Source organism: Kitasatospora sp. NPDC057518 (assembly GCF_042802075.1).
In the GTDB taxonomy this organism is placed as follows: domain Bacteria; phylum Actinomycetota; class Actinomycetes; order Streptomycetales; family Streptomycetaceae; genus Kitasatospora.
Genome location: NZ_JBHVEU010000317.1, coordinates 1 through 10,283, shown reverse-complemented (window position 1 = coordinate 10,283; position 10,283 = coordinate 1). Strand labels below are relative to the sequence as shown.

The following is a 10,283-nucleotide window of genomic DNA, read 5'->3' as shown; positions in this document are numbered from 1 at the left end:
CGACGGCTCCCGGCGTCGGCGGCGGGCTCGCGTACGGGCCCGCCGGTCAGAGCGGCCGGTTCACCGGCCCGGCCTGCGGGGCCGCGGGCGGCTCGGTGACGGCTCCACCGGGCACACCGGGCGTCGCTCCGCCAGGTGAACCGGCCGTCGCTCCGCCGGGCGAACCCGCTGTTGCTCCACCGGGCGGCTCGGTGACCGCTCCGCCGGGCGCACCGTCCTCCCGCAGGGCCGCCGTCTCGGACTTCAGGATCCGCATCGACTTCCCCAGTCCGCGCGCCATCTCGGGCAGCTTCTTGGAGCCGAACAGCAGCACCAGCACGGCCACCGTGACCAGCACGTGCCAGGGCTCCAGACCATTGCGCAGCATCGCCGCCTCACCCGGCCTTTCGTCGTCGTGACCGGGGCCGCTCGTACGGCGCCCCCGGTCGTCTCGGGGTGGTTTGGGTGACTTCACCGTAAAGCTTGACTGATTTTTCAGTCAATGCGAGAGTCGGTCCCGGCGCTGCCGACCGACCTCGTCCTCCCGGACGACCTCCTCGTCCGCCGCCGACCATCGCCGCGCGGGCCGCTCCCCCGGAGCCCGCCCTCCCCGCCGCGCCGGATCCACCCCCCAGCCCCACCGGAGTCCACCGTGTCCCAGTCCCCCCTCGCCCGCCGCACGGTGCTGCGCTCCCTCGCCGGAGCCGGTGCGATCGCCCTCGGCGCGACGGCCTGCGCCACCGCCGGCGACGAGCCGGCCGGCCCCGCGGCCCCGGCCTCCGGCACCCCCGGACAGCCTGCCGCGCAGCCCCCGGCGCCCGCCTCCGATCCCACCCCCGCCCCCACCCCCGCTCGCGGCCGGCGGCTCGGCGGCGAGTGGGAGAAGCACGAGCGGACCTTCATGGCCTGGCCCGCCTCCGAGAACGTCTGGGGCGAGCAGCTCGGGGCCGTCCGCAGGGACATCGCCACCGTGGCCCGGGCCATCGGACAGCGCGAACCGGTGGTCCTGCTCGTCCGCCCCGGCCAGGAGGCCTCGGCCCGCAACGCCTGCGGCTCGGACGTCGAGCTGCTCGCCGTCCCGGTGGACGACCTGTGGGCCCGCGACACCCTGCCGGTCTTCGTCGAGGAGGGCGGAAAGGTCAAGGGCGTCGACTTCAACTTCAGCGGCTGGGGCGGGAAGCAGGAGCACGCCAACGACGCCCGGATCGCCCGCACCGTCCTGGAGAAGTACGGGATCGAGCGGCTGGAGACCCCGCTCACCGCCGAGGGCGGCTCCTTCGAGACCGACGGCCAGGGCACCCTGCTGGTCACCGAGAGCTCCGTGGTCAACGACAACCGCAACCCGGGCCGCACCCGCGACGAGGTCGAGGCGGAGCTCAAGCGGACGCTGGGCCTCACCAAGGTGATCTGGCTGGCGGGCGTCAAGGGCAAGGACATCACCGACGCCCACGTCGACTGCCTCGCCCGCTTCGCCGCCCCCGGCGTCGTCTTCCTGGACCGCGCCTTCCCCGGCACCCCGCCCGACGTCTGGTCCCGCTCCGCCGACCAGGCGCGCGCCGTCCTCGCCGAGGCCACCGACGCGACCGGCGGGAAACTCAAGGTCGTCGAGATCGGCCAGCCCGACCCGGACCGGATCACCGGCCGCGGCGACGCCTTCGTCTCCTCGTACATGAACTTCTACATCGGCAACAAGGGCGTCTACCTGCCGCTCTTCGGCGACGCCAAGGCCGACGGCCACGCCCAGGAGGTCTTCCGGGAGCAGTTCCCGGACCGCGAGATCGTCCCCGTGAAGATCGACACCATCGCCTCCGGCGGGGGCGGCATCCACTGCTCCACCCACGACCAGCCGGCCGGCTGACCCCTCGCCGCCCCGCACCGAGGGAGAAGGGAACCCCCGTGCAGCTGACCCCCACCGAACGCGACCGGCTGCTGATCTTCACAGCAGCCGAACTCGCCCGCGCCCGCCGCGCCCGCGGCCTGCGACTCAACGTCCCCGAGGCCACCGCGCTCGTCTCGGACACCGTCTGCGAGGCCGCCCGCGACGGGCTGCGCCTGGCCGAGGCCGTCGCGCGCGGCCGCTCCGTCCTCTCCCCCGCCGATGTCCTGCCCGGCGTGGCGGACCTCGTCACCGAGATCCACGTCGAGGCCGTGTTCGAGGACGGCACCCGGCTCGCCGTCATCGCCGACCCGTTCGGCGGCGGCGCCCTCGGCGAGGCCGCACCCGGCGCCGTCCTCACCGACGGCGACGCCGCAACCGGACCGGAACCCGTCCGCGCCCTCGCCGTGCGCAACACCTCCGGGGTGCCGGTCTCGGTCACCTCGCACTTCCACTTCTTCGAGGCCAACCCGCGGCTGGCCTTCGACCGGGCCGCCGCCTACGGGATGCACCTGGCCGTGCCGGCCGGCTCCTCGGTGCGCTTCGACCCGGGCGCCACCGTCGAGGTCGGCCTGGTGCCGATCGGCGGCGAGCGGGTCGCGATCGGCTTCGCCGGGCTGGTCGACGGGCCGCTGGACTCGCCCCGGGTGCGGCGCGAGGCGCTGCGCCGGGCCGCCGAACAGGGCTACCTCGGAGCGGCCGACGAAGGACTGGCCGGCGCGGGAACGGTCGACGGCGGAGCGGCCGGCGCAGGAACAAGCGGCGAAGGACAGGAGCACCACCCGTGAGCAGCAGCATCGACGCGTCCGAGTACACGGCCGTGCACGGCCCGCGCGCCGGGGACCGGGTCCGGCTCGGCGACAGCGGACTGGTCGTCCGGGTCGAGTCCGACTCCCAGCGGCCGGGCGACGAGTTCCTGGCCGGCTTCGGCAAGACCGCCCGGGACGGCCTGCACCTCAAGGCCGCCGCCGTCCGGGACACCTGCGACGTGGTGATCAGCAACGTCCTGGTAATCGACGCGATCCAGGGCATCCGCAAGACCTCGATCGGCATCCGGGAGGGCCGGATCGCCTCGATCGGGCGGGCCGGCAACCCGGACACCCTGGACGGCGTGGACGTGGTGGTCGGCACCGGGACGGCCATCGTCTCCGGCGAGGGCCTGATCGTCACCGCCGGCGCCATCGACACCCACGTGCACCTGATGTCCCCGCGGATCATGGAGGCCTCGCTGGCCTCCGGCGTCACCACCATCATCGGCCAGGAGTTCGGCCCGGTCTGGGGCGTCGGCGTCAACTCGCCCTGGGCGCTGCGGCACGCCTTCAACTCCTTCGACGCCTGGCCCGTCAACATCGGCTTCCTGGGCCGCGGTTCGTCCTCCCACCCCGCCCCGCTCGTCGAGGCCCTCGCCGAGGGCGGAGCCTGCGGCTTCAAGGTGCACGAGGACATGGGCGCGCACACCCGCGCCCTGGACACCGCGCTGTCCGTCGCCGAGGCCCACGACGTCCAAGTGGCGCTGCACACCGACGGGTTGAACGAGTGCCTCTCGGTCGAGGACACCCTGAAGGTCCTCGAAGGCCGGACCATCCACGCCTTCCACATCGAGGGCTGCGGCGGCGGACACGTCCCCAACGTCCTCAAGATGGCGGGCGTGCCGAACGTCATCGGCTCCTCCACCAACCCGACGCTGCCGTTCGGCCGGGACGCGGTCGCCGAGCACTACGGCATGATCGTCTCCGTCCACGGGCTCAAGACCGACCTGCCCGGCGACGCCGCGATGGCCCGCGACCGCATCCGGGCCGGCACCATGGGCGCCGAGGACGTGCTGCACGACCTCGGGGCCATCGGCATCACCTCCTCCGACGCCCAGGGCATGGGCCGGGCCGGCGAGACGGTGCGCCGCACCTTCGCGGTGGCGGGCAAGATGAAGGCCGAACGCGGCCCGCTGGAGGGCGACGGCCCGGACGACGACAACCAGCGCGTGCTGCGCTACATCGCCAAGCTCACCATCAACCCGGCCATCGCCCACGGCCTCTCCCACGAGGTCGGCTCGATCGAGGTCGGGAAACTCGCCGACCTCGTCCTGTGGCGCCCGGCGTCCTTCGGCGCCAAGCCCCAGCTGGTCCTCAAGGCCGGCTTCCCCGCCTACGGCGTCACCGGCGACCCCAACGCCGCCACCGAGACCTGCCAACCCCTCGTCATGGGGCCCCTGTTCGGCGCCCACGGCGCCACCCCCGCGGACCTCTCCGTCGCCTTCACCAGCCGCGCCGCCGCCGAGTCCGGCACCCACGCCCGCCCGTACGACACCATGACCACCCGCCGACGCCGCGTGGCCGTCCGCCACACCCGCGGCATCGGCCCGGGCGACATGGTCCGCAACAGCCGCCTCGGCGAGGTCCTCGTCGACCCGCGCGAGGGCCTCGTCACCCTCGACGGCACCCCCCTGCGGTCCGACCCCGCCGAGGAGGTCCCGCTGAACCGCCTGTACTTCCTCTGATTCCTCTGATGATTCCTCTACCCGTCGACCGGGGCGGGCCGGTGGACTCCTCGCCGGTCCGCGCGCGGCCCACCGGGGCGAGCCGAGCTACGTACTGACCAGCCCGGAGCTGGTCCACCGCGTACTGGTCACCGACGCGGCGAGCTTCGCCAAGGGCCGCTCCTTCGACAAGCTCCGCCCCTACCTCGGGAACGGACTGGCCACCTCCCAGGGCCCCCTCCCAGGGCCCCCTCCACCTCCGACAACACCGACGGCACGGGCGAGCGGCCGGACCTGCTGTCGACGCTCCTCCAGGCCCGGGACGCCGACAGCGGCGAGGCCATGACCGACCGCCAGCTCCACGACGAACTCATCACCCTGCTGGTCGCCGGCACGGAGACCGCCGCAGGCGGGCTCGCCTGGCTCTTCCACGAGCTGGGCCGGCACCCGCTCGTCGACCAGCGGCTCCACCAGGAACTGCGGGACCACGTCGCCCTTCCCCTCGGCCCCGAGCGGCTGGCCCGGCTGGAGTACACGCGCCGCGTCGTCGACGAGGCGCTGCGCGTCCGCAACCCCGGCGGCATCACGATCCGCCGCGCGACCACCGACGTCGAACTCAGCGGCTACCGCTTCCCCCGAGGCACCGAGTTCATCTTCAGCGCCCTGGTCCTCCACCGGAACCCTCGCTACTTCCCCCACCCCCTGCGGTTCGACCCCGACCGCTGGCTGCCCGACCGGCCCCCCGTCCCGCGCGGCGCGTTCGTCCCCTTCGGCGCCGGCAGCCACCTGTGCATCGGCGAGTCCTTCGCCCGCACCGAGATGATGACCGTGGTCGCGGCCGTCGCGGGCCGCTGGCGGCTGGCGCCCGTCCCGGGAGCACGGGTACGGGGCGTCATGACCAGCACCAACCGTCCCGAGAACCTCCTGATGACGGCGGAACCGCGCACGGACCCGTCCGGGAACCGCCCGGCCGGGCCCTGACCGGTGCCGGGAGCCGTCGAGAGGCCCCGTCCCGGGGCCCGCGGCGGACCGTGGCGCGGATCACAGCGGACTTCGCGCGGACGGTGAAATGCGGGAGCCGCCAAGGCGGTTGGCACGGGCGAACGATCACCGTCACCGCCCTGGCGCCCGCCACCGCCACCGCCGACCGCGAGGAATCCTCATGACCGTCACCGAGCCCGCCGCCTCCCGCGCGGCCGACCTCCTGTCCCGGCCCGTCACGATCAACGGGCTGACCGTGCCCAACCGGATCGTGATGGCACCGATGACGCGCTCGTTCTCCCCGGGCGGCGTGCCCGGCGAGGACGTGCGCTCGTACTACGCCCGCCGCGCCGCCGCGGGCGTCGGCCTGATCGTCACCGAGGGGACGTACGTCGGCCACGAGTCCGCCGGCCAGAGCGACGCCATCCCGCGCTTCCACGGCGAGGAGCAGCTGGCCGGGTGGGCCCGCGTCGCCGAGGACGTCCACGCGGCGGGCGGCACCATCGTGCCGCAGCTCTGGCACATCGGCATGGCGCGCAAGCAGGGCGACCCGCCGTTCGCCGACGCCCCCGCCGTCGGCCCGTCCGGCATACGGCTGGACGGCACCGAGGGAACGGGGCGGGCGATGACGCGGGCCGACCTCGACGCCGTCATCGGGGCGTTCGCCGAGGCCGCCGCGGCCGCCGAGCGGATCGGCTTCGACGGCGTCGAGCTGCACGGCGCCCACGGCTACCTGCTCGACCAGTTCCTGTGGGCCGGCACCAACCGCCGCACCGACGCCTACGGCGGCGACCCGGTCGCCCGGACGAGGTTCACCACCGAGCTCGTCGCCGCCGTACGCGAGACCGTCTCCCCCGGTTTCCCGGTGATCTTCCGCTACTCGCAGTGGAAGCTGGAGAACTACGACGCCCGCCTCGCCGAGACCCCGCAGGAGCTGGAGGCGATCCTCACCCCGCTCGCCGAGGCCGGCGTCGACGCCTTCCACGCCTCGACCCGCCGCTACTGGGTCCCCGAGTTCGACGACTCGGACCTCAACCTGGCCGGCTGGACCAGGAAGCTCACCGGCCGCCCCGCCATCACCGTCGGCTCGGTCGGCCTCGACGGCGACTTCATGCGCGCCTTCGCGGGCCAGGGCTCCGGGGTCCAGGGCCTCGACAACCTGCTCGACCGGCTGGAGCGCGACGAGTTCGACCTGGTCGCCGTCGGCCGCGCCCTCCTCCAGGACCCGCAGTGGGCCGCCAAGGTCCTCTCCGGCCGCTTCGCCGACCTGCTCCCGTACGACGCCGCCGCGAGCCGCACCCTGAGCTGACCGCCACGGGCCGACCGGGCCCGGCCCAGCCCGGGTCCCCGGTCCCGGCGAAGGCGACCCAGGCACCGTGCACCCGGGCGGCGAGTCCGGCCGGGGCGGGGTCGGGGCCGAGCAGGCCGGTGTCCCCGTGCAGCCAGGGCTCGTCGGCGAGGTCGAACACGAAGGGCAGCTCGACGGTGTGGGCGGCGCCGAGCCGCCCGTCCAGGGCCGTCGAGCGGTACCCGAACGAGTAGCGGTACGTGCGGCGGCCGCCCGAGATCCGGGCGTGGGCCTCCGCCATGCGCGTCGTCCCGGCCTCGAACAGGGCGTGCGCGAGCACGGCGGAGCGCAGTCCGCCCGGCGTGGCGCCCGGCCGCGCCGCCCGCAGGGCGGAGAGGACCGCCGCCGGATCCGCCAGCAGTCCGGCGGCGACGGCGTGGAGGTCGGCCTCCGTGGTGGACTCCAGCTCCCCCTCCGGCACGAGGTAGAGGTTCGCCTCCTCGGTGTTGGTGCCGATGAGCAGGTCGACGTCGCGGGCCGGTCCGTCCGCGAGGGCGTCCGCGGGCTGGACCGGCAGGACGAGGCCGAGCGGGCTGAGCCCGGCCAGCGGGTCGGTGGCGGTGTCCGTCCGCAGGTCGAGGCCGAGCAGCGCGGGCAGGACCGCCAGCAACCGCTCGTCCGGGATCGGGGCGAACGCCTCGGCGGTCGCTTCGACGCCCAGCGCGGCGGCCGCGACGGCGGTGACCCGCCCCGCCTGCTCCGGGGTGAACGCGCCGGTGCCGCTGCCGCTCTGCACGATCGCCCGCCGGAACAGCCCGTCGGCCTCCGGCGCCGCGAGCAGCGCGCAGACCAGCGTCGCGCCCGCGGACTCCCCGAAGACGGTGACGTTCCCCGGGTCGCCGCCGAACGCCGCGATCGTGTCCCGCACCCAGCCGAGTGCGGCGAGCACGTCGAGCAGCCCCCGGTTGGCCGGGGCGCCCGGCAGGTCGAGGAACCCGGGGATGCCGAGGCGGTAGTTCACCGTCACCAGGACGACGCCGTCGCGGGCGAACGCGCCGCCGTCGTAGAGGGCGGCGCGGTTCGAGCCGGTGATGAACCCGCCGCCGTGCACGAACACCATGACCGGGCGCCTGCCGCCGTCGGCCGCGGGCGTGCGGACGTCGACGGTCAGGTACTCCGCACCGGGCGCCCAGCCGGGCCCGAAGTAGGGGCTCACGTCGAGCCGGTCGAAGGCGCGGACCGGCTGCGGGGCCGTCGGCGAGGGCCGCGTGCCGTCGCGGACGCCGGACCAGCCCGGGTGCGGTACGGGCGGGGCGAAGCGGCCGGCGCCGGTCGCTGCCGCCGCGTACGGCAGGGCGCGGTAACGCTCGCCGGAGCCGTCCCGGACGCCGCGCACGGCTCCTGCCGGGGTTTCGACGACCGGATCTGCCTGTCGGGGCATGGGAAACGATTCCTCTCTGACGGTTCTGGAGCTCTCAGGCGGTGCTGGGGCCGACGTACCGGCGGAGCAGGCGCGTCGGCGGATCAGGTACCTCGTCGCGTCAGGAGATGCGGGAGAAGCCCGCCCACTCCCTGATCCCGAACGTCGACCCGTTGCGCGCGACCTCCACCGCGCCCCGGCCGCCGAAGTGCGCCGGGAAGAGCAGCGCACGGCGCTCGGCGGCCTGGCCGAGCAGCCGGTGCCGGGTGGCGCGGGACAGCGCCGGGTCCTCGCAGAAGCAGGAGTTGGTGTCCGGCTCGGCGATCTGGAACGGGCTGTGCACCAGGTCCCCGACGAACAGGGCCTGCTCGCCGCCGGACTCCAGGGTGAGCACGGACGAGCCGGGGGTGTGCCCGGGCGCGAGGTCGAGCCGCAGGTTCCGGTCGATCCGGTACGTGCCCTCCCACAGCCGCGTCAGTCCCGCCCGGTGGACCGGCGCGACGCTGTCCTCGAAGACGTTCTGGTTCCCGCGGCCGAGCACGCTGCGGTGCCCGTTGGCCGGGTCCCAGAACTCGAAGTCCCGCCGGGTCATCAGGTACCGGGCGTTGGGGAAGGTCGGCACCCAGGTCCGGCCGTCGAGGCGGGTGTTCCAGCCGACGTGGTCGACGTGCAGGTGGGTGTTGACGACGAGGTCGACGTCCTCGGGCCGCACCCCGGCGGCGGCGAGGTTGTCGAGGTAGTCCGTGTCCAGGTGGTTCCAGACCGGCGCGTGGGGCCGGTCCTTGTGGTTGCCCGCCCCGGTGTCGACCAGGATCGTGCGCCCCTCGCTGCGCAGCAGCCAGGACTGGACCGCGGTACGGCACTCGTCCGTCGCCGGGTCCCAGAAGTCGGGCGCCAGCCAGTCGCGGTGCCGCTCCCACGAGCCGTCGGGGCCGGCCGGGCCGTTCGGGCCGTTCGTGCTGCCGGGGCTATCTGGGAAGAACCGGCCCGGAGACAGCCCGGCCGAGCCGTAGAACTCCTTGATCCGGGTGACGGTGACGTCACCGAGGGTGATCTGCTCCGGGTTCCGCCGCATGGGCTCCCCTCCTCGGGTCCGGGGCACGCGGTCGACCGTCCGCCGACCGCTCCCGACCGTTTCCGGTCGGGACCGAGCCTGGCCCCTCCGAGCGGCACCGACCAGCCCCCGCTCGTCCTACCCCGGCCTGTCCTACCCCTCACAGGGTGTGGCTGGGACCGCTCCGGGCACCGAATACTGGGGGGCATGAACGGACCCGGCCCGCTCGGCGCCTTCCTCAGAGCCCGACGGACGCGGCTGCACCCCGAGGACGTCGGCCTGCGCGAACTCGGGCCCCGCCGTCGGGTGGCCGGGCTCCGGCGCGAGGAGGTGGCCCAGCTGGCGGGCGTCAGCGTCTCGTACTACACCCGACTGGAGCAGGGCCTGTCCCGCGGGGCGTCGGCCGAGGTGCTCGACGCGATCGCCCGCGCGCTCCTGCTCGGCGACCACGAGCGCGAGCACCTCGACCGGCTCGCCGTCGCCGCCCGCCACACCCCCCGGGTGCGCCGACCGCGACCCGAGCGGCTGGCGGACGAGACCCGCGACCTGCTCCGCGCGGTCGACGGCGTCCCGGCCGTGGTGCTCGGCCGCCGTACGGACGTGCTGGCCTGGAACACCCTCGGGCACGCCCTGCTGGCCGGCCACGTGGACGTCCACGGCCCGGACGACCCGGCGCGACGCCCGAACCTGAGCCGGATGCTGTTCCTGGACGGGCACACCCGGGAGCTGTACGTGGACTGGCAGCACAAGGCGCGCACGGTGGTCGGCAGCCTGCGCGCCACCGTCGGCAGGCACCCCGAGGACCCGCTGCTGGCCGAGCTGATCGGCGAACTGACCATGAAGAGCCCGGAGTTCGTCGCACTGTGGGGCGACCACCGGGTGGCGCCGTGCGACACCCGCTCCTACCGGCTGCACCACCCCGTCGTCGGCACGCTCACCGTGACGCAGCAGATGCTGTCGATCGCCCGCTCACCCGATCAGGTGCTCGTCGTCTGCACCGCCCCCGCCGGCTCCCCCTCCGAGGCGGCCCTCGCCCTCCTCACCCGGGCTGGCGTCGGCCGCGGGGTTCCGCGGAGCAGCGGGCCGCCCCGGAACGGCAAAGGGCCCGCACCGTGCGTGACGCACGGGCGTGCGCCGCCACCGGAGTCGTCGCCGAGATCGACGGCGACCCCGAGGACGCCGATGCCGTCGTCGCCGGCCCCGACCGGATCG

The 10,283-nt window shown here is 74.7% G+C and carries 7 protein-coding genes and 2 pseudogenes; 6 read left to right on the top strand and 3 right to left on the bottom strand.

All coding sequences use genetic code 11. From position 1 onward, the window contains the following. Positions 1-46: 46 nt before the first annotated feature. Positions 47-367, bottom strand: coding sequence for a Sec-independent protein translocase subunit TatA (gene tatA / locus ACFU7Z_RS27560; protein ID WP_380780326.1), 321 nt, complete (start codon positions 365-367; stop codon positions 47-49). Positions 368-631: 264 nt separating this feature from the next. Between tatA and ACFU7Z_RS27555 the strand changes: the two genes are divergently transcribed. From ACFU7Z_RS27555 to ACFU7Z_RS27535, 5 genes and pseudogenes are all read left to right on the top strand, one after another. Then, positions 632-1,837 (top strand): agmatine/peptidylarginine deiminase, encoded by a 1,206-nt coding sequence (locus ACFU7Z_RS27555; protein ID WP_380780324.1) that lies wholly within the window; start codon positions 632-634, stop codon positions 1,835-1,837. A gap of 38 nt (positions 1,838-1,875) precedes the next feature. Further along, complete coding sequence (gene ureA, locus ACFU7Z_RS27550; protein WP_380780322.1) at positions 1,876-2,643, top strand: urease subunit gamma; 768 nt, start codon at positions 1,876-1,878, stop codon at positions 2,641-2,643. Then, positions 2,640-4,349: an urease subunit alpha gene (locus tag ACFU7Z_RS27545; RefSeq protein ID WP_074004626.1), complete on the top strand. Its 1,710-nt coding sequence runs from the start codon at positions 2,640-2,642 to the stop codon at positions 4,347-4,349. Before ureA ends, ACFU7Z_RS27545 begins: the two co-directional genes overlap by 4 nt. A gap of 267 nt (positions 4,350-4,616) precedes the next feature. Continuing rightward, positions 4,617-5,309, top strand: a pseudogene (locus ACFU7Z_RS27540) (cytochrome P450); the annotation flags it as partial. Positions 5,310-5,490: 181 nt separating this feature from the next. Continuing rightward, positions 5,491-6,618 carry an NADH:flavin oxidoreductase gene (locus tag ACFU7Z_RS27535; protein ID WP_380780320.1) on the top strand — a complete coding sequence of 376 codons (1,128 nt, stop codon included), beginning with the start codon at positions 5,491-5,493 and terminating at the stop codon, positions 6,616-6,618. Positions 6,619-6,643: 25 nt separating this feature from the next. Here ACFU7Z_RS27535 and ACFU7Z_RS27530 read toward each other — a convergent pair. Beyond that, a pseudogene (locus tag ACFU7Z_RS27530) lies at positions 6,644-8,038 on the bottom strand (carboxylesterase/lipase family protein); the annotation flags it as partial. A 100-nt stretch (positions 8,039-8,138) separates the two neighbouring features. Further along, positions 8,139-9,092, bottom strand: coding sequence for an MBL fold metallo-hydrolase (locus tag ACFU7Z_RS27525; RefSeq protein ID WP_380780318.1), 954 nt, complete (start codon positions 9,090-9,092; stop codon positions 8,139-8,141). 186 nt (positions 9,093-9,278) lie between these two features. Here ACFU7Z_RS27525 and ACFU7Z_RS27520 point away from each other — a divergent pair. Next, on the top strand, positions 9,279-10,283 hold a 1,005-nt coding region (locus ACFU7Z_RS27520; RefSeq protein WP_380780316.1), incomplete at its 3' end, for a helix-turn-helix transcriptional regulator.